Origin of the sequence: Paraburkholderia metrosideri (genome assembly GCF_904848625.1) — a bacterium.
GTDB classification, from domain to species: Bacteria; Pseudomonadota; Gammaproteobacteria; order Burkholderiales; family Burkholderiaceae; genus Paraburkholderia; species Paraburkholderia metrosideri.
Genome location: NZ_CAJHCP010000001.1, coordinates 112376 through 132396, shown reverse-complemented (window position 1 = coordinate 132396; position 20021 = coordinate 112376). Strand labels below are relative to the sequence as shown.

At 63.0% G+C, this 20021-nt stretch carries 19 protein-coding genes; 5 read left to right on the top strand and 14 right to left on the bottom strand.

Features of this window, described 5'->3' with window-relative positions:
• Entirely contained in the window at positions 1-666 is a 666-nt protein-coding gene (locus LMG28727_RS00555; RefSeq protein WP_201640377.1) for a hypothetical protein, read from the bottom strand.
• Between the two features lie 365 nt (positions 667-1031).
• Between LMG28727_RS00555 and LMG28727_RS00550 the strand changes: the two genes are divergently transcribed.
• A complete protein-coding gene (locus LMG28727_RS00550; RefSeq protein WP_201640376.1) occupies positions 1032-1172 on the top strand; it encodes a hypothetical protein in 141 nt (46 codons plus the stop codon).
• 348 nt (positions 1173-1520) lie between these two features.
• On the opposite strand, the gene hutG is transcribed toward LMG28727_RS00550, so the two are convergent.
• From hutG to LMG28727_RS00510, 8 genes are all read right to left on the bottom strand, one after another.
• Positions 1521-2333, bottom strand: a complete 813-nt coding sequence (gene hutG, locus LMG28727_RS00545; protein WP_201640375.1) for an N-formylglutamate deformylase — start codon at positions 2331-2333, stop codon at positions 1521-1523.
• A 128-nt stretch (positions 2334-2461) separates the two neighbouring features.
• The gene (locus LMG28727_RS00540; RefSeq protein WP_201640374.1) at positions 2462-3847 is read right to left on the bottom strand and encodes a formimidoylglutamate deiminase; all 1386 of its coding nucleotides are present in this window, start codon (positions 3845-3847) and stop codon (positions 2462-2464) included.
• 3 nt (positions 3848-3850) lie between these two features.
• Complete coding sequence (gene hutI / locus LMG28727_RS00535) at positions 3851-5065, bottom strand: imidazolonepropionase (RefSeq protein WP_201640373.1); 1215 nt, start codon at positions 5063-5065, stop codon at positions 3851-3853.
• A 118-nt stretch (positions 5066-5183) separates the two neighbouring features.
• The gene (locus tag LMG28727_RS00530; protein ID WP_201640372.1) at positions 5184-5801 is read right to left on the bottom strand and encodes a HutD/Ves family protein; all 618 of its coding nucleotides are present in this window, start codon (positions 5799-5801) and stop codon (positions 5184-5186) included.
• A 20-nt stretch (positions 5802-5821) separates the two neighbouring features.
• A complete protein-coding gene (hutU, locus tag LMG28727_RS00525; RefSeq protein ID WP_201640371.1) occupies positions 5822-7510 on the bottom strand; it encodes a urocanate hydratase in 1689 nt (562 codons plus the stop codon).
• Between the two features lie 66 nt (positions 7511-7576).
• On the bottom strand, positions 7577-8272 hold the full coding sequence (gene hutC / locus LMG28727_RS00520) for a histidine utilization repressor (protein ID WP_201640370.1): 696 nt from the start codon (positions 8270-8272) through the stop codon (positions 7577-7579).
• Positions 8273-8297: 25 nt separating this feature from the next.
• Positions 8298-9818: a histidine ammonia-lyase gene (hutH, locus tag LMG28727_RS00515; RefSeq protein ID WP_201640369.1), complete on the bottom strand. Its 1521-nt coding sequence runs from the start codon at positions 9816-9818 to the stop codon at positions 8298-8300.
• 463 nt (positions 9819-10281) lie between these two features.
• Entirely contained in the window at positions 10282-11178 is an 897-nt protein-coding gene (locus tag LMG28727_RS00510) for a LysR family transcriptional regulator (protein ID WP_201640368.1), read from the bottom strand.
• A 119-nt stretch (positions 11179-11297) separates the two neighbouring features.
• Between LMG28727_RS00510 and LMG28727_RS00505 the strand changes: the two genes are divergently transcribed.
• Together LMG28727_RS00505 and LMG28727_RS00500 are read left to right on the top strand one after the other, a co-directional pair.
• A complete protein-coding gene (locus tag LMG28727_RS00505) occupies positions 11298-12191 on the top strand; it encodes an NAD-dependent epimerase/dehydratase family protein (RefSeq protein ID WP_201640367.1) in 894 nt (297 codons plus the stop codon).
• Positions 12192-12327: 136 nt separating this feature from the next.
• Entirely contained in the window at positions 12328-12510 is a 183-nt protein-coding gene (locus tag LMG28727_RS00500) for a hypothetical protein (RefSeq protein ID WP_201640366.1), read from the top strand.
• Between the two features lie 43 nt (positions 12511-12553).
• Here the strand turns inward: LMG28727_RS00500 and LMG28727_RS00495 are convergent, their stop codons facing one another.
• From LMG28727_RS00495 to LMG28727_RS00480, 4 genes are all read right to left on the bottom strand, one after another.
• Positions 12554-13303, bottom strand: coding sequence for a DUF899 domain-containing protein (locus LMG28727_RS00495; protein ID WP_201640365.1), 750 nt, complete (start codon positions 13301-13303; stop codon positions 12554-12556).
• Between the two features lie 76 nt (positions 13304-13379).
• Complete coding sequence (locus tag LMG28727_RS00490) at positions 13380-13832, bottom strand: SRPBCC family protein (protein ID WP_201640364.1); 453 nt, start codon at positions 13830-13832, stop codon at positions 13380-13382.
• On the bottom strand, positions 13721-14164 hold the full coding sequence (locus LMG28727_RS00485; RefSeq protein WP_201640363.1) for an ArsR/SmtB family transcription factor: 444 nt from the start codon (positions 14162-14164) through the stop codon (positions 13721-13723). Before LMG28727_RS00485 ends, LMG28727_RS00490 begins: the two co-directional genes overlap by 112 nt.
• Positions 14165-14398: 234 nt before the next feature.
• Positions 14399-15781 carry an NCS2 family permease gene (locus LMG28727_RS00480; protein WP_201640362.1) on the bottom strand — a complete coding sequence of 461 codons (1383 nt, stop codon included), beginning with the start codon at positions 15779-15781 and terminating at the stop codon, positions 14399-14401.
• 503 nt (positions 15782-16284) lie between these two features.
• Between LMG28727_RS00480 and LMG28727_RS00475 the strand changes: the two genes are divergently transcribed.
• Positions 16285-17277, top strand: coding sequence for a PRC-barrel domain-containing protein (locus LMG28727_RS00475; protein WP_201640361.1), 993 nt, complete (start codon positions 16285-16287; stop codon positions 17275-17277).
• Positions 17274-18530: an MFS transporter gene (locus LMG28727_RS00470; protein ID WP_201640360.1), complete on the top strand. Its 1257-nt coding sequence runs from the start codon at positions 17274-17276 to the stop codon at positions 18528-18530. The genes LMG28727_RS00475 and LMG28727_RS00470 overlap by 4 nt, the downstream gene beginning before the upstream one ends.
• 80 nt (positions 18531-18610) lie before the next feature.
• On the opposite strand, the gene LMG28727_RS00465 is transcribed toward LMG28727_RS00470, so the two are convergent.
• Positions 18611-20005, bottom strand: coding sequence for an MFS transporter (locus tag LMG28727_RS00465; RefSeq protein WP_201640359.1), 1395 nt, complete (start codon positions 20003-20005; stop codon positions 18611-18613).
• Between the last annotated feature and the right edge of the window lie 16 nt (positions 20006-20021).

The following is a 20021-nucleotide window of genomic DNA, read 5'->3' as shown; positions in this document are numbered from 1 at the left end:
TCAATCCGCTTCGCCAAGCTGCGCAAGCAACGCCTGCAGACTCTCCACATGTCTGAGCAGCAAATGCCGATGCTTTTCTATCTGCTCCAGACGGCCCGCGAGATCGGCCTGAAGCAGATCGTCGAGTTCGGCCGACGCGATCACTTCTTCGACCTTCGAGCGCATCGTGGCCAGATCGACCGGCGCGTGACTCAGATGCCGCTCGAAGCGCCGCACGTCCTGAATCGCCAGATCGCGGACCTTGCGCAAATACGCTTGACGTCGATGCGCTTCGGCATCGAGCGCCTCTTCTTCGACACGTTTGGCCGGACCCGGCTGACCAAAAATCGGCTCCGGCGGCCGCAGCACCGTCTTTTTTCGCACCGGATGCGCGGTGCCGCGAAAACGCGCGAGCGGCTGTTCGTTGTCGATCGCTTCACGCGCGTTGGGCGGAATCTCGTGATCGGCATGCGGTGCGTTCATCCAGCCGTTTGGCAAGCCCGTGACCGCTTCGATGCCGCGCACGAACTCCTCGCTGAATTCGCGTTGACCGGCCAGCATCAATTTGAGGTAGCTCGCGGAGAAAGTCATCATGCGCGCGAGCCGCGTCGCGGCGCCGACCTCGCGGGTCAGCAGCACCAGGTTGGCCCGCCATACTGGGAGCAGCAATTCGTCGGAATCTTCCATCGCTGGGTCTTCCATCTTTTGCCCGATGTCATGACGATACGCTCGACCCACATCGTCACGCGCGTCATCGTTTTGAAAGGTTAGCCGCTTCACCGCACCTCGCGCAATCCCGGCTTACACGCGTGGGCAAGCTGATCGGGCGCTGCGAATGACGCTTGCGCCTGCGCGCCGCTCTGTCGGAATTACACGATACTGCGCGCCTTTGCGGCGATTCGACGTTGTCGAATACTCACTGTGTTGCACTGACACACGTAATCGCGCAGCGTTCCTACGCGCGACCGGCGCAATGTGGCATGCTTGCGGACCGATGCGGCACGCCATGTGCTGAATCGGAAGCTCCACAACACTGACTTAAGGGTTTTGTAATGAAGAAATTTGCTCTCGCCATTGCTGCAGCCATCGTTGCCCTGAGCGCGGTCGCTCCCGCACAAGCCGAAGAACATCATCACCACCCGGTTTGCCACAAGGTGAAGATTCACGGTCACTGGGAAAAGCGCTGCCACTAATGGTGATGCGGTGTCCTTCCGGGCACGCCGCACATCGCAAAGCCCCGCACAATCAGCGGGGCTTTTTTTATGGCGATGTGCGATGGGCCTGGCGGGAGCACATGTCTTCGACGCTCTATACGTTCCACGGGAAAACGGTCGTATGCAATCCCGGACACATGCTGTTACACCTTTGCGATGCGAGCCGACGTGAATACGGCGTCATGCAATTCCGGTTTTGCGTGACGCCGTGTTCGCGTGGAAGAGAAAAAATGAAAATGAATTGAAGGCGGGGCGACGGCTTTGTTCGGATCCACACGAATCGACAATGTTGTCGCTCATGCGCCCGTGAAGCCACCGTCATCATCGTTAAGCCGCCTTCGCGCGCTCCAATGCGGTTGTCACCAGTGCTTCCATCAACGGCTCGATCTTCGCGGCGAGCTTTTCGTCATACGCATAGGGCATGTGCTCTTCCATATACGTGATCTGCGACAACTCGAGTTGCACGGCATGCACGCCTTGCGCCGGTTGCCCGTATTCCCGCGTGATATAGCCGCCCTTGAAACGCCCGTTGGCAATCGCCGTGTAGCCGCCGTGCCGCTCGACCATCGCCGCCAGCTCGTCGCCGAGACCCGCCACCGCGCTCGCGCCATTCGACGTGCCGAAATTGAAATCCGGCAGACGTCCTTCGAAAAAACGCGGGACATGCGAGCGGATTGAATGCGCTTCCCACAGCAGCACCTTGCCGTGCTTCGCTTTCAGTGCGGCAAGTTCGCCCTTCAGCGCAGTGTGATACGGCGTCCAGTACTGATCGCGGCGGCGCCCGACTTCGGCGTCATCGGGGAGATGTCCGTCGAGATAGAGCGGTTCCTTGTCGAACGTATCGACCGGCAACAGACCGGTCGTATCCTGGCCCGGATACAGGTTCGCACCGTCGGGCGGCCGGTTCAGATCGATCACATAGCGCGCGTAGCGCGGCGCGAGAACCGATGCACCCATCCGTTTTGCGAACTCATAAAGACGGTCCAGATGCCAGTCGCAATCGTCGGTGCGGCGCGCGACCGGTGTCATCGTTGCCGCGATATCGGCGGGGATTTGCGTGCCCAGGTGCGGGATCGAGATCAGCAGAGGCAGGCTTCCTTGATGCAGCGAGAAAACCGGCGGAGTAGTCGAGGCAGTCATGTCAGTCCGGAATCGATTGAATCGAAAGATCCATTCAGCAAGTCGTGTTAGCGGTTGATTCAGGCAACCCGCTAGCGCGCTTCACTAGCGTTGCTTTTATCAAAACCACTCAGGAGAACCGCGCAGTCTCAGTCGAGCAATTCAGCCAGCGCCGTACGATAGCGCGCGTAAGCGCCCTCTTCGTCGCGATGCCTGCGGTTATCGACAAGCTTGTCGCCGCCCGCATACACGTCGCGAATCGGCGTCTCACCATGTTCGCAGAATACAACGCCTGACAGCCACGCGTGGGGCGCATGCCCGGCGATGCTCGAATGATTCTCGTCGAGTACCAGCCAGTCCGCGCGGCGGCCAACCTGCAACGCACCGACCGCGCGGCCCGTGGCATGCGCGCCGCCGTCGAGCGCTGCATCGAATAGCCGATCTGCAACGTGCGTGGCCTGCGCCGACGCGAGCACGTTACGCTGCCGGCGCGTCAGACGCTGGCCGTATTCGAGTAGACGCAATTCCGCGCGCCAGTCGACGCCGATGTGGCTATCCGAGCCGACCCCGATCCGCCCTTGCGCGTCGAGATATTCCTGCGCCGGAAAAATGCCGTCGCCGAGATTCGCTTCGGTGGTCAGGCATAAACCGGCCACCGCGCCACTCTTCGCGAGCGCGAGGGTTTCGTTGGTGTCGACATGGGTCGCGTGTACGAGACACCAGCGGCTATCGACATCAAACCGATCCAGCAGCCATTGCACCGGACGTGCACCTTCGGTTTCGACGCACGCATCGACTTCAGCGGTTTGTTCGGCGATATGGATATGCACGGGCGCGTTTGCGTCGATCCCGCCCAGTAGCACACGCAACGATTGCGCCGACACCGCGCGCAACGAATGCGGCGCCACGCCATAACGCAGCGCGGCACTTTCGGGGCGTGCCGTACGCAACGTGCCGAGCAGATCGAGCAGACTCTCCGGCGTGTTGATGAAGCGCGCCTGATCGTCACGCGGGGCGCGCGACCCAAAGCCGCTGTACTGATACAGCACCGGCAGCATCGTCATGCCGATGCCGCTCGCGGACCCGGCATCCACGACCCGTTGCGCGAGTTCCGCCTGATTCGCGTAACGGCTGCCGTTCGGCATGTGGTGCACATAATGAAATTCGCACACGGACGTATAGCCCGCTTTCAGCATTTCGATGTAGAGCCATTGCGCGATGCTGGCCAGCCCTTCCGGCGTGATGCGCGCGGCAAAGCGATACATCAGGTCGCGCCAGCTCCAGAAGTTGTCGGTGGCATTGGCACGATATTCAGTGAGACCGGCCATCGCGCGCTGGAATGCATGCGAGTGAAGATTCGGCATCCCTGGCAATACCGGGCCCGCCGCTTTTTTCACGCGCGCCGGTGCTTCTTTCGTATCCGGCGTGACTGCCGTCAGCGTGCCGTTCGCGTCCCACTCCAGCAGCACATTGCGACGCCAGCCGCCCGGTAGGTACGCATGCGCGGCAAACAGCGATTGATTCGATTGCGTCATCTGTCAGGTCCGTGAAAAAACGGTCTCGCCCGCGCGCACGACCCGCGCGCACAACGGACGCCCAATCCAGTAAGCCAGCTCGGCCAGCGAATCGACCGGCCACACGGCGAAGTCGGCCGCGCGTCCGGCTTGCAGCGCGCCGTGCGTGTCCGCTTTACCGAGTGCGCGCGCCGCGTTCGTGGTCACACCTTGCAGCACTTCGGGCACGGTCATGCGGAACAGCGTGGTCGCCATGTTCATCATCAACAGCAAAGAGGTCGCGGGCGACGTGCCCGGGTTGCTGTCGGTTGAGATCGCGATCGGCACCTCGTAGCGCCGCAGCAGGTCCAGCGGCGGCAACTGCGTCTCGCGGATGAAGTAATAGGCACCCGGCAACAAGACGGCCACGGTCCCCGCCTCTTTCATCGCGGCGACACCGGCTTCGTCGAGAAATTCGAGGTGATCGGCAGACAACGCGCGATGACGCGCCGCCAAGGCCGTGCCACCGCCGTTCGACAACTGTTCGGCGTGCATCTTGACCGGCAGCCCGTAGCGCGCGGCCGCGTTGAACACGCGCTCGCTTTGCTGCAGCGAGAAACCGATGCGCTCGCAGAACACATCGACCGCGTCGACCAGAGCTTCGCCAGCGAGCGCGGGGAGCATCGTGTTGCAGACTTCATCGATATACGCGTCCGCGCGGCCCGCGAATTCGGGCGGCAATGCGTGCGCGCCGAGAAACGTCGTATAGACCGTCACCGGATAGCGCTCGCCCAATTGCCGCGCGACGCGCAACATCTTGCGTTCACTGGCGAGATCGAGGCCATAGCCGGATTTGATTTCGACCGCCGTCACGCCTTCGGCAAGCAACGGTTCGAGCCGCGCAGCCGATTGCCGGAACAGCGTGGCTTCGTCGGCGGCACGGGTGGCGCGCACCGTCGAGACGATGCCGCCGCCCTGCCGCGCGATTTCTTCATAGCTGACGCCCGCGAGTCGCTGGGCGAATTCGTCCGCGCGTTGGCCGCCGTACACCAGATGCGTATGGCAATCGACGAGACCCGGCGTCACCCACGCGCCGTGCAGATCTTCGCGCGGCCAGGGGGCGTAATGAGCGGGTAATTCGGACGCTGCGCCGAGCCATGCAATGCGGCCGTCTTCGACGGCAATCGCGGCATCGGCCAGCGTGTGGTGAGGGTCGCCCTGTGGGCAAAGATTCAGGTGATGCCAGACGGTTTGCTTCATCGCGTGCCTTGTTGCTCGTTGCAGCTCGTTGCGTGTCTGTGGTCTGGGGTGGTTCGCGGGCGCGCTGCGGGTGCGGGTTCGGCTTCGCAGTGAAGGCAGGCACGCACGCGAATCGTCGTCAGTGTTGTGTGTAGCGCAGCGTGATGGCGAGTAGCACGCCCGTTCCTTCGAGCGCGCAAGACAGCATGTCAGGCGCATCGATGCGCAACGTGTCGCCGGTTTCGAGCGCGTGCGATTGCGCGTCGCCCGACGCAACGCTCACCGTCACGCCGCCGCTTGCGCAATACAGCAGCACGACATCGGCGGAAAACGTGCGCTGCGTGTTGTGCTGTGAAGCGCCGCGCCATACGTCGAGCTCGCCCTGCGCCACGTCACGCCGCACCATCAGGTTGAAGTCGCGCGTCGCACCGTCGACCAGGCGTGCATCGATATGCACCTCGCCTTCAAACCTCGCAAGGTCGAGCGGCTGCTTAAGCGCATGCGACTTCAGCACCTGCGCGCCCACTGTCTCGTCGAGCACCATCCCCGCGCCGGCCAGCAACACCAGCGTGCGGTCGATACCGTCAAAACGCGAGAACGGGCCGGCCTGCGCGACATCTGCAATACTCACGCGCCATACGAACGCGTCCATACCGGCCTGCTCGGGAAACGCCGCCACTTCGCGCGTCACCCCTCCGCCGTTCTTCCACGGCGCCCCCACGAGGTCGGCGCCGCGAATCAGCGTGACAGTTGCCATGCTGCCGACAACCGTCACGATCAACGGCCCAGCATCGGCAGATTGAGGCCTGCCTCACGCGCGGTTTCCTGCGCGAGTTCATAGCCTGCATCTGCGTGACGCATCACGCCGGTTGCCGGATCGTTGAACAGCACACGGCCGAGGCGCTCTTTGGCTGCGTCCGTACCGTCGGCGACGATCACGACGCCCGAGTGCTGGCTGAAGCCCATGCCGACCCCGCCACCGTGATGCAGCGACACCCACGATGCACCGCCCGCCGTATTCAGCAGTGCGTTGAGCAACGGCCAGTCGCTGACCGCGTCGGAGCCGTCTTTCATCGATTCGGTTTCGCGATTCGGGCTCGCGACCGAACCGGTGTCCAGGTGATCGCGGCCGATCACGATCGGGGCTTTCAGTTCGCCGCTTTTCACCATCTCGTTGAACGCCTGGCCCAGACGATAGCGATCCTTCACGCCCACCCAGCAGATCCGCGCCGGCAGACCCTGGAACGCGATGCGTTCGCGCGCCATGTCGAGCCAGTTATGCAGATGCGGATCGTCGGGAATCAGTTCCTTGACCTTCGCATCGGTCTTGTAGATGTCTTCCGGATCGCCCGACAGCGCGACCCAGCGGAACGGCCCCTTGCCTTCGCAGAACAGCGGACGGATATACGCGGGCACGAAGCCCGGGAAATCGAACGCGTTTTCCACGCCCATTTCGAGCGCCATCTGACGGATGTTGTTGCCGTAGTCGAGCGTGGCCGCGCCCCGCTCCTGCAACGCCAACATCGCTTGCACCTGTTTAGCCATCGACTGCTTGGCCGGTTTGACGATGCTGTCCGGCGCGGTCTTCATGCGCTCGCGCCAGTCTTCCACACTCCAGCCTTGCGGCAGGTAGCCGTGAATCGGATCGTGCGCGCTGGTCTGGTCCGTGACGCAATCCGGCGTAATGCCACGCGTCACGCACTCGGCGAACACGTCGGCGGCATTGCCGAGCAAACCGATCGACACCGGCTTGCCCGCCTGCTTCGCTTCTTCGAGCATCGCGAGCGCTTCGTCGAGCGTCTTCGCTTTCTTGTCGACGTAACGCGTTTTCAGACGGAAATCGATGCGCGTTTCATCGCACTCGACCGCGATCATCGAGAAGCCCGCCATCGTCGCCGCGAGCGGTTGCGCGCCGCCCATGCCGCCGAGACCGCCGGTCAGAATCCAGCGGCCCTTCGGGTCGCCGTTGAAATGCTGGTTCGCGACCGAAAAGAACGTTTCGTAGGTGCCCTGCACGATCCCCTGGCTGCCGATGTAAATCCAGCTGCCTGCGGTCATCTGCCCGTACATCATCAGGCCCTTGCGGTCGAGTTCGTGGAAATGCTCCCACGTCGCCCAATGCGGCACCAGGTTCGAATTCGCCAGCAGCACGCGCGGTGCGTCCGCATGCGTGCGGAACACGCCGACCGGCTTGCCCGATTGAATCAGCAGCGTTTCGTCTTCGTTCAGGTCCTTCAGCGACTTGAGAATCTGATCGAAGCAATCCCAGTTACGCGCAGCACGGCCAATCCCGCCGTACACGACCAGCGCATGCGGATGCTCGGCGACTTCCGGGTCCAGATTGTTCTGGAGCATCCGGTACGCGGCTTCGGCGATCCAGGTCTTGCAGGTCTTTTCCGCGCCGCGCGGTGCGCGGATCGTGCGGGTCGGGTCGAGTCGCGGATCGATGTGTTTCGGATTGTTCATGATGGCTCTCGGAATGCTTGAAGAAGTTCGGAAGAGGTTCGAAGAAGATTCGGTAAAGCAGCTAGATCAGAAATGTCCGGTAAAGCGATAACGGCTGCCTGGGTGCCACAGATTCGCAATCGACGCCACCTGGCTTTGCGACCACGTGCGCCGATGCAGCACGAGGCAGGGTTCGAGTTCGTCCATGGTCAGCAGTTCGCGGGCGTCGGCGTCCGCTGCCAGCGCTTCGATCCGGTACTCGACCCGCTGCAACGGCGCCACGCGCACGAGGTACTGGTTCGGCGTGGTGTTCGTAAAGTCCTGCAATGCATACTCGGGCGCGACCGCCGGATTGACCCAGCGTTCTTCGAGCTGCACCGGCTCGTCGTTTTCGAAATGCAATACGCGCGAATGAAACACCGGGCTGCCCGCCTTCACCTGCATTTCCTCGGCGAGCGCTTCGTCGGCGATGCTCGCGCCGATATGCAGCACCTTCGCCTGATGACGATGACCACGGGCGACGATTTCGTCGGAAATACTGCGGATCGCCACCAGCGTCGATTCGTACTTGGGACGGGCCACGAAGGTGCCCGACCCTTGCACGCGCGTCAGCACCTGCTCCGAGGTCAACTCGCGCAACGCGCGGTTGACCGTCATGCGCGCGACGCTGAACTCGCGCGCCAGCTCGTTTTCGGAGGGCACCTGGTCGCCTTCGGCCCATTCGCCCGCATGAATGCGCGCGAGGATGAAGTCCTTGATGCCCTGATAAGCCGGTGCGTTCATTGGTGTGATCCGCTTGCCCTGACGCTCACTGTTCCGACGCGAACGAGAACGGGCTCAGCTTCGCGATCGTGCCGTTCTGCACGAGACGCGTGACAGCGGCGATGTCCGGTGCGAAGTAGTGATCGAGTTCGTAATGCGCGACGTCTTTACGCACCGCGTCCATCGCTTTTTGCAGGTTCGGGCTGGTCTTGTGCGGGGCGCGCAGATCGACGCCTTGTGCAGCAGCGAGCAGTTCGATCGACAGAATGTTGGCGACGTTTTCGGCGATGTCGCCGAGCTTGCGCGCGGCGAACGTCGCCATCGACACGTGGTCTTCCTGGTTCGCCGACGTAGGCAATGAATCGACCGAAGCCGGATGTGCGAGCGTCTTGTTTTCCGATGCGAGCGCAGCCGCCGTCACGTGGGCAATCATGAAGCCGGAGTTCACGCCGCCATCGCGCACGAGGAACGGCGGCAAGCCTGACAGCGTCGCGTCGATCAGCAGCGCGATGCGGCGCTCGGCCAGCGCGCCGATTTCGGCAACGGCAAGAGCGAGGTTGTCCGCTGCGAACGCGACCGGTTCAGCGTGGAAGTTGCCACCCGACAGCACTTCGCCGGTGTCCGGGAAAATCAGCGGATTGTCGGAGACCGCATTGGCTTCCAGCAGCAGCACGTTCGCCGAGTGACGCATCTGGTCCAGACACGCACCCATCACTTGTGGCTGGCAGCGCAGGCTGTACGGGTCCTGCACCTTGTCGCAATCGGCATGCGACACGTTGATGTTCGAGCCTTCCAGCAGCGTGCGATACGCCGCTGCTGCGTCGATCTGACCTTGATGGCCGCGCAGTTCGTGAATGCGCGCGTCGAACGGCTTGACCGAACCCATCGCGGCATCTACGCACAATGCGCCCGACACCAGCGCGGTGCGGTACAGGTCTTCGATCGCGAACATGTTGTACAGCGCGAGCGCGGTGGATGCCTGCGTGCCGTTCAGCAGCGCAAGGCCTTCCTTCGCCTGCAGCGTGAGCGGCTTGAGGCCGACCAGCGCGAGACCTTCGGTGGCCGGCATGCGCTCGCCCTTTGCGAACACTTCGCCGACGCCGAGCAGCGGGGCCGACATATGCGCGAGTGGCGCGAGGTCGCCCGATGCGCCGACCGAACCCTTGACCGGAATCACCGGCAGCACGTCGGCGTTGAACAGCGTGATCAGCGCTTCCATCACTTCGCGGCGAATGCCCGAATGACCCCGGCCCAGGCTCGACAGCTTCAGCGCGATCAACAGACGCACGACCGGGCGCGACATCGGCTCACCCACGCCGACCGCATGCGACAGCACCAGATTGCGTTGCAACAGTTCGAGCTGGTCGTGCGGGATATGCGTGCTGGCCAGACGCCCGAAGCCGGTGTTGATGCCGTAGGCCGGCTCGCCTTTCGCGGCGATGTCGGCGACGGCTTTCGCGCAGGCGTCGATCGCAGCGTGGCTGGCGGGGTCGAGTTGCAGGGACACGGGTTCGCGCGCGATCTGGCGCAGTTGCGGGAGAGTCAGAAAACCGGGCTTCAGAATCATGATTTATCCTGTCTATACAAGTTCAGTGAAGTCTAGCGGGGCAGCCTTGTATATACAACTTGTTTTTAATCCACGGATCGTAGGGATTTTCCATTAGAGGCGAGCCCGACGGGCGGCGAATAGGCTCTCGCGCAGAGCCGGAAACAGTGCGCTGGCAATGCAGCTTCAGACGGTCTTAGACTCCGACTTGTATATACACGTCCAAATTTCTCCGCTCCATACCGACAAAAACATTCGCCGCGCGGAGACCGCTGCCAGCCCCGCCGAACCGGTCAGATAAGAATAGTTATAGGAGACGAGCGCGTTTCCGCGGAAAGCGGGACTTGCCTGGCGGCGCAAACAAGCCCGCGTGCTGGCGGCCTGTGAGCGCAGCAGCGGCGGGCTTGATCGACGTGGAAGCAGGAGAAGCGCGCGGCGACGGCCGCAGTGAAACCGGACGCAACGCCCGCCCGCCCGCCCGCAATTAAAGCTTCACGCGCGCCGCGATGAAATCCAGAAAGCTCTGCACGCGGCCCGACAGCGACGCGCTCTGGTAATACACCGCGCTAACCGGCTGCCGCTCGTCGACCAGCGCATTGCCGAGAATCGGCACGAGGCGCCCGTCGCGCACGTCGGCGGCGCTCATGAAGTCGGCCAGACACGCGATGCCCCACCCGGACAGCGCCAGTTGCCGCAACGTCTCGCCGCTCGACGCGGTAATCGCCGGCTCGATTTTCAGCGACCCGGCACCGCCCGCACGCCCTTCACGCAACGGCCAGCGGTTCAGATGCTCGGGCGCCGTAAAGCCAACCAGCCGATGCCCGCGCAACGCGTCCACCGATTTCGGCTCGCCGTATTCAGCCAGATACGCCGGACTCGCGAGCACTCTTAACCGGCTGCTGCCCAAAGCGCGCGCGTGCAGCGTCGAATCCTGCAACGCGCCGATCCGGATCGCGATATCGACCTTCTGTTCGAGCAGATCGACGATCCGCTCGTTGCTGGTCAACTCCAGACGAATCTCCGGATACAGCGCCGAAAACGCCGTCATATGCGGCGCCACACAATGCAGCATGAACGGCGATGCCGCATCCACCCGCAAACGCCCCGACGGTCGCGCGCGTCCACGGGTGACGGATTCCTCAGCTTCTTCCATCGCGTCGAGAATCGCGCGCGCGCGTCGCAGGAACGCCTCGCCTTCGTCGGTCAGATGCAGCCGGCGCGTGGTACGACGCACCAGCGCGGTGTCGAGCTTCTTTTCGAGCCGCGTGAGCGCGCGGCTCACGCCGGACACGGTTTGCCCCAGCTTCTCCGCCGCCGCCGTGATCGAACCACTGTCGATCACGGTGACGAATACCAGCAATTCGTCGGTTGAAGTTTTCATTATTGATTTCAAATCAAGATTGATTTGAGACTAACACGCTTTTTGCGAGAATCAGGACGGCGGATACTGCTTGCCTGTCACGGAGCTTTTTCGTCTTTCCCTCTTTCAAGGAGAACGTCTTGAAGATTTTCATCACAGGCGCAAGCGGTTTTATCGGCGGCTCGATTGCCGCGCATCTGGTGCGCGCCGGCCATCACGTACGCGGCCTGATCCGCAATGCCGACCATACGGCTGAACTGAAACGGCTCGGCATCGAACCGGTCATCGGCACGCTCGACGACCGCGATCTGCTGATCGCCGAAGCGCACGCCGCCGACGCGGTCATCAACGCCGCGAGCAGCGATCACGAAGGCGCGGTGAAAGCGCTGATCGACGGCCTCGCCGGCTCCGGCAAACCGTTCCTGCATACCAGCGGTTCGAGCATCGTCGGCGACGCGTCGGGCGGCGAAGCGGGCGACGCGCGCATCTATCACGAAGATGCGTTGCCCACGCCGACGCCGGACAAAGCGGCGCGCGTCGCGATCGATCAACTCGTGCTCGATTCGGCGCAACAGAAGATTCGCGCCGCCGTGCTGTGCAACACGCTGATTTACGGCCACGGCGCAGTCGCCGGCAGCGCGAGCGTGCAATTGCCGCGTCTCGTGCGTCAGGCGCAAAAGAGCGGCGTGGTGCGTCACGTGGGCAGCGGCGGCAACATCTGGTCGAACGTGCATATCGACGATGTCGCCGAACTGTATCGCCTCGCTCTGGAGAAAACCCCGGCGGGCACGTTCTATTTCGTCGAAAGCGGCGAGGCGTCGTTCCGCGACATGAGCGCGGCGATTGCCCGCAAGATGAATCTCGGCGACGCGCAAGACTGGCCGCTCGCCGACGCGCAAAAAGAATGGGGCTACGAAATGGCCTCGTACGGGCTCGGGTCGAATAGCCGGGTGCGCGGCGATCGTTCGCGCACACTGCTCGGCTGGCAACCGGCGCGTACCTCGGTGATCGAGTGGATCGAACGCGACATGTGAGTGGTACAGAGCGTGTAAGGCGTGTAAGGCGTGTAAGCGCAATCGTTGCAAATTCGTAAGCTGTTCTCGATAAAATCCCGCTCATCTTCCGTGCGACCCGACTGTCCGGGTCGCACATGAGCACGGATTTTGATCGATGACCTTCGCGCTGAATTTCGACTGGCTGACCAATCTGCTGGCGATTCTTTTTGTCGTAGCGTGCCTTTACGATGTACGCTACGACGAATACGGCGTGTTGACGCTGGCCGCTGCGGCGATGGGCCTCGCCGTGATGGCGATGGAGTTTTTCCTCAAGCCCGCGTTTGACATGGCGCTGTGACTATCGCGTACCGACCGGTCGTCGCGTAGGCGGTTTTAGTGAATCACGAACCGCACGCCGCGCAGCCGCCGTGCTTTTCTGCCGGCTTCTCTTCTTCATAACGGTCGTGATGTCTGACCCAATCGGTCAAACCGTTCTGTTCGTTGCGCCCCTTCGGCGTGATATCCAGATGCGCGTACGTGCTCAGAAACCGTTCGTCGCCGCGCCCAAAGCATGAATACGTGTGATACACGTCACCGTTGCCGTCCTTGTAGAACACACTGTGACCGTGCTGTTCGTCGATACCGACATCCTGCTCGGTAAAGTTATAGAAAGCCTTCCTGCTGGCCAGTTCTTCAGGCGTGAACGACACGTGGTAGTCGAAATTGAAATCGCTGCCATCGGACGACACCCACGGAAAAGTCCATTCCATCCGCTTTTTAAACGCCTCGATCCTGGCGAGCGGTGCATGCGACACCGTCACATACGTCACATCGTGATGCTCCAGATGCGGCAGAACACCGGCCATATGATCCGATACGAACGAACAGCCAACACAGCCCTCCTGCCAGTCCGCCCCCAGCATGAAGTGGTAAACGATCAACTGGCTGCGTCCGTCGAATAGCTCGGCGAGCGTTTTGCGGCCTTGCGGTGTGTCGAACGCATAAGTCTTGTCGACCTTCACCCACGGCAATTCACGGCGTTTGCGGGCGATTTCGTCGCCGGCCCGCATATGCGCTTTTTCTTCGACGAGAAGCGCCCGGCTCGCGTCGAGCCATTCCTGTTTCGTGCCGATCCGGCGTTGCGGTTCCATCTTCGTCTCCTTCTCTGCGTGATGCAGATTCAATCCGGCACACTCAAAAGAATGCGCTACGTTTCGCGTCGCCCGCTCACGCCACGTAGCGTTCCAACGAATCGATACCGTCGGTCCAGCCGTGGCGATGATCGTCGCGTTGCGCGTCGTCGGCGAAACGTTCGTGCGTGAGTGTGAGCCACGTTGCGCTTCCGTTGGCTTCCGGTTCCAGCAGGAGCGTGACCCGTGATTCATGTTCAGTGCCGCCGCGTGGTGTCCATGTGAAAACCAGCTTGCGGTCGGGCACGACTTCCAGATACTTGCCGCGCACCTCGACCTCGCCGCCGTCCGGCTTGCGAAAGCCAATCGTGTAATCGCCGCCCACCCGCACGTCGAATTCCGCGCGAACCACGTCCGAGCCGCCCGGATGCATCCACGTCATGAATTGCGCCGGTTCCGTCCACGCACGGAAGACTTTGGCGGGCGTGGCGTTGAGACGCCGCTGGAGGGTGAGGCTGGGCTGGGCGAGCGGGTTGGGCTGGGCGGACATGGGTCAGGCTCCTCTTCGACGAATGTAGCAAGACGGTCGAGCGATTCGGACCAGAAACGCTGATAGCGGTTGAGCCACGCCATGGCTTCCTCCATCGGTCCGGCGGCGAGCCGGCACGCCACGGTGCGGCCGGTTTTGCTACGCGTGATCAGCCCCGCGTCGGACAGCACGTCGAGGTGTTTCATCACTGCGGGCAGCGACATCGCGAACGGCGCAGCGAGTTCACTGACCGACAGATCGTGTTCCGACAGACGCGCGAGCAACGCGCGCCGCGTCGGGTCCGACAGCGCAGCAAAGGTACGATCGAGTACCACTTCATTAAACTTAACCATGAGGTTAAGTATAGAAACGAAGCTCACGAAGTCAAGGACAGGTACGCGTTTTCTGTCGGCACCAGAAAATCGCGCAGGGTCGGGACAAAAAAAACGCGGTGCACCGCAGAAAAAAATCTGCGATACACCGCGTCAAGGTGGGAGACCAACGACTACCCGCTCTCGCGAAATGCCCATCAATTTCCGCGAATGCCCGCGAAGTCTCGTGGACCCCTGTGAAACTTCAGCGGAACATCAGATCGCCCATCCGCCGAGATAGAAGCCGACCAGCACGACAGCGATCGCCACCGTCCCCACATTCAGCTTGCGATATTCGCCGCTCACCACGCGACCGATCACGAGCGTTGCGAAGCCGAGCATGATGCCCGTGACGATGTTCGCGGTCAGCACGATAAACACCGCGCACATGAGCCCCGACATCGAATCGACCATGTCGTCCATATGCAGTTTGCTCACGTTCGACAGCATCAGCAGACCCACATACATCAACGCGGGCGCCGTGGCATACGAAGGCACGAGGCTCGCGAGCGGCGAGAAGAACATCACGACGAGGAACAGCAGGCCGACGACTGCCGCCGTCAGTCCGGTTTTTGCGCCCGCCGCGACGCCGACCGTCGATTCGATATACGCCGCGGCCGGTGCGCCGCCGAGGAGCCCCGAGAAAATCGAGCTCAGCGAATCGGCCGTCAACGCGCGACCGCCGTTGATGATGCGGCCGTTTTCATCGAGTTGTCCCGCTTGTCCGGCGACCGCGCGGATCGTGCCGGTTGCGTCGAATACCGCCGTCATCACGAGCGCCAGCACGCTGGGCAGCACCGCCATCGACAGCGCGCCCTTGATGTCCATTGCGCCGATCAGCGACGCATGGCCCGGCGCGCTCAGCGACGGTAGTGCGAACACGCCGTGGTACGTCACGGCCGGATCGATGAGCAGCGCAATCGCCGAAATCGCAACGATCACGATCAGGATCGAACCGGGGACACGCCGACGCACCAGCCCGAAAATCGCCGCGAGCCCCGCCACCGACATCAACGCTGGCAACGCCGTGATATTCCCCAGCGACACCGGCAAACCTGCGCCCGGATTTTTCACGACCAGACCCACGTCGTTCGCGGCGATCAACAGCAGGAACAGCCCAATGCCGATGCCCGTGCCGTGCGCGATGCCGGTGGGCAGATTGCGCAGAATCCACGAGCGCACGCCGGTCACCGAAATCGCGGTGAAGACGACACCCATCAGAAATACCGCGCCGAGCGCGACATTCGGATGCAGCCCCTTGCCGAGCACGAGGCCGAACGCGGTGAACGCTGTCAGCGAAATCGCGCAGCCGATCGCGATCGGCAAACGTGCCCACACGCCCATCAACAGCGAACCGAAGGCCGTCGTCAGGCAGACGGCGACGAACACCGCGCTGGTGTCGAAGCCCGCCTTGCCGAACATGCCGGGCACGACGAACACCGAATAGACCATCGCGAGGAAGGTCGTGATACCCGCGACGATTTCCTGGCGCTGCGTGCTGCCGCGTGCGGTGATATCGAAATAGCGGTCGAGAAAGCCCTTTCCGTCGAATGATTCCGTTGCGACATCGGCAACCGGGTGGGCGTGGGGTTCCATCATGATGAGTGCCTCCTTTATCAGCGTGCTGAAACGGCCGTCGAATTGGCCGCCATCAGGTTCGTCTCGTTGCTTTGGTTTAATGGGGACTACGTCCTTTTTGCTGTCTCGAAATGTAGGGCAACACAAATATGTGTCCAATCGCATGAACGGCATGCTGGACATGTCGCGATGCTTATATGGCCTGATAGACGGCACGGCGGGCACGCGCGGCGCGTGTTTACACCTACGGTCCGTCAGAGTGCGGTGAAAGGGATTTGAGAGTTTCGCGCGGGGTTCGACACAGGTGACCGATGGGGTCCGCGCGCTCGCCGAAGCGGCGTCGGATACTGCCCCGATATCGCTGTCGCCGCTCTGCGCGCGCGGCATGAAGCGTGCTTGTGGCACGGTGCCGGATCGTCGGCAAAACGGGGGCCGGCCGGCGTCGCGGGTTACACTCTGCCCCTACCTGTCCAATTGCGGCGGCCCATCGTGCCCGCCCGCCCCGGCCCTTGGAGTTTTTCTTGATGACTGGCGGTTTTTCGCGTCCTGCGTGGCGTTTGCCGATCTTCGCTGTATTCGCGCTGCTTGTGCTGTCAGCGCTGTCCGGTTGCAGCAGCCTGTTATGGGGCTCGCAGCAAGCGCCGATCGTCGATGCCACGGTGATGCCCGTCGAGCCCGCCAGCGCGCCGGTGGCGGCATCCGCGCCCGAGCCGGTCGAAACCGAAGCGAGCGAGCCCGAGCAACCGAAAAAGCCGAAGAAGCCGGTCGTGAAGCCGCACAAGGTCGAGCCGCCCCCGCCGGTGGTCACGCCCGCACCGCCGCCGCCCCCGCCGCCGCCGCTGATCGTGTTGCGCACGATCGAGCGTAACGAGGCGCGCGCACTGCTCGACAGCGAAGTGCAAAAGCCCGACGGCAAGGTCGTCGGCCGCGCGGTCGATCTGATCGCCGACGCACTCGGCAAACCGCGCGAGATGGTCGTCAACCTGCAGGGCTTCCTTGGCGTCGGCGACCGCAAGGTCAATTTCCCATGGAGCGCGTTCCGCTTCACGCCGGCCGCGAAGGCCGCGCCGATCACGCTGAATGCGACCGCCGTGCCCGCGACAGCGGCCAAGCCGGCGCCCGTGCAATTGCCGCTGATCGACGCCACCGTCGAGCGCTCGAACGGCGCGAAGGTGGGCCGCGTGATCGACGTGCTGATCGATGCCAATGCACAACCGCAGGCCGTCGTGCTCGACGTCAACGGGATGGTCAGCACCGAGCGGCGCACGATTGCCGCGAACTGGTCCGCGCTGCACTTCGTCACCAAAGACAAGGAGCTGCATCCGCTGCTCGATCTGAGCGACGCGCAAATCAACGCGACGCCGCCGTACGCCAGCGATAAACCGATCCGCGCAGTGTCGCCAGCGCCCCCCGCCGCTCCGGCTTCGGCTCCTGCTCCGGCTCCGGCCGCCGCAGCGCCTGCAGCGGCGGCAACCTCCACGGCGATCGCGGTGTCCAGCGCAAGGGCGGCCCGATGACCGGCCGCACTCTGGTCACGGCGCGCAGTCTGCGCGCGCTCGATTGGCTGAACTTCTTCGTCGCGAATGTGCAGACGGGCTTCGGGCCGTTCATCGCGTCGTATCTCGCGTCGCATAAGTGGACCCAGGGCGAAATCGGCATGGCGCTGTCGGTCGGCACGATCAGCGCGATGGTGAGCCAGGTGCCGGGCGGCGCCGCGGTCGACGCGCTGCGCAACAAGAAAGGCGCGGCGGCCTGGGCGATCATCGCGATCATCCTGAGCGCGGTGCTGCTGGCCGTCAGTCCGACCGTGCTGCCGGTGATCGCCGCCGAGGTCTTTCACGGTTTCGCCAGTTGCATGCTGACACCGGCGCTCGCCGCGATCTCGTTCGCTTTGGTGGGACGCGCGAATCTCGGCGACCGGCTCGGACGTAACGCGCGCTGGGCGTCGATCGGCAGCGCGGTGGCGGCCGGGCTGATGGGCGTGTTCGGCGAATACTATTCGCCGCGCGCGGTGTTCTGGCTGACCGCCGGGCTCGCAGTGCCCGCGCTGTTTGCGCTCGCGATGATCCAGCGTACCGACACCGTCGAGTTGCCGAAAGCCGGCCCGACCCCGCAGCAGATCGAGCGCCGCGAGAGCCTGCGCGCGTTGCTGCGCGACCGGCGGATGCTGCTGTTCGCGGCATGTATCGTGTTGTTCCATCTGTCGAATGCGGCGATGTTGAACCTGGCAGCGGGCGAAGTGACCGCCGGCATGGGCGATAACGTTCAGCTCGTGATTGCGGCGTGCATCATCGTGCCGCAGGCGATCGTCGCGATGATGTCGCCGTGGGTCGGACGCTCTGCCGAGCGCTGGGGACGCAGGCCGATTCTGCTGCTCGGATTTTCCGCACTGCCGATTCGCGCGCTGCTGTTTGCCGGTATCAGCAGCCCGTATCTGCTCGTGCCGGTGCAGATGCTGGACGGTTTGAGCGCGGCAGTCTTCGGCGTGATGCTGCCGCTGATCGCCGCCGACGTCGCCGGTGACAAGGGACGCTACAACCTGTGTATCGGCCTGTTCGGTCTCGCGGCGGGGATTGGCGCGACGCTGAGTACGACGGCGGCGGGCTTCGTGGCGGACCATTTCGGCAACGCGGTCAGCTTCTTTGGTCTGGCTGCAGCGGGTGCGCTCGCGGTGCTGCTGGTGTGGGCCGCAATGCCCGAGACGCGGGACGCGGCGGCGGCGGGAGATGACGCGCCGGTGGCGAACGGCGAGAAGACCGCCGCGAGGTAATACCTCGGCCACGCCGGGCGAATCAAAAGAGGCGCGAAGAACCTTCGCGCCTCTTTTTTTTCTTTGAGCCAGTCAATCGATCAATCGATTGCCCTGCCCGCTGTTTCTCTCATGAACGGCAACGGCAGCAACGACACCAGACTGCAGCCAATCAGATACCAGGCCGGTGCGAGATTATTCCCGGAAAGCTGGATCAGCCAGGTCGCGAAGAACTGCGCAAAGCCACCGAAAATCGATACGCCCAGGCAATAAACAATCGACATCCCGGTCGCGCGAATCGCACGCGGAAACAGTTCCGGCAGCATGACGATATTCGGCACCGCGGTGAACGCGACCAGCACCGCAAGTCCTGCCACGACCGATAACAACACCGGCACCGTAGGCACCGCGTTGATCACCATGAACGCGGGATACACCGCGATAATCAGCAGCACACGCGGAATCCACAACACGCGCTTGCGTCCGACGCGGTCCGACAAAGCACCGGCGAATGGCGAGCAGATCACCGTGACGACGGCTGCCGTCCACGCGGCCCACAACGCGGACGACATCGGCAGATGCAGAATCCGGATTGCGTACGTGGACAGATAGAACAGCACGATATAGTTCGCCGCCGTACCGCCGATCGTGGTCAGCACACCCATCGTGATCACGCGGGAATGGTCGCGAAACAGCCTGCGTACCGGTTGTGACGCGGGAATCTCCGCCACGGCCTGCGCCGGGTCGGCACCGGCTTCAACGCCGGGCAGTGTCTCGTCCAGATGACGCCGGATATAAATGCCGATCGGCCCCATCGCCATGCCGATCACGAACGGCACCCGCCAGCCCCAGCTTTCGAGCGCCGCGCTCGACAGCGTTGCCGCCAGCGCCACCCCGAGCAGCGACCCGCACACCGTGTTCAAACCCTGACTCACGAATTGCCAGCTGCCATAGAAACCGCGCGTTTTGTCACTGCCGTATTCCATCAACAGCGACGTCGAGGCGCCGATCTCGCCGCCCAGCGCAAAGCCCTGAACCAGCCGCGCGACGATGATCAGCAGCGGCGCGGCCACCCCGATCGCCGCGTAGGTCGGTGCGAACGCGATGATCGCCGAGCCGAGTGTCATCAGCCACAGCGTCAGGCTCATTGCCGCCTTGCGACCGGCGCGGTCGGCATAGCCACCGAGCACGACACCGCCCACCGGACGCATGATGAACCCCACGCCGAAAGTGCCGACCGCGAGCATCAGTTGCGCAAGCTGGCCCTCGACGGGGAAGTACAGCTTGCCGATGATCGTCGCGAAGAAACTGTAGATCGTGAAGTCGAAGAATTCGAGGCCGTTGCCGAGCGTGATCGCGGCGATCGCCTTGGCATGGCTCGCGCGTTTAGCGGGCTGAACAGCACCCAGAGCACCTTGCGTAGCCGCTGGTGCCGACCCGCTCTGCGCGCTGAACGCGTCATTGGCTGCGGGTGGCGATGAGGCGGAATAGTCCATCTGTGTCTCCTCCATG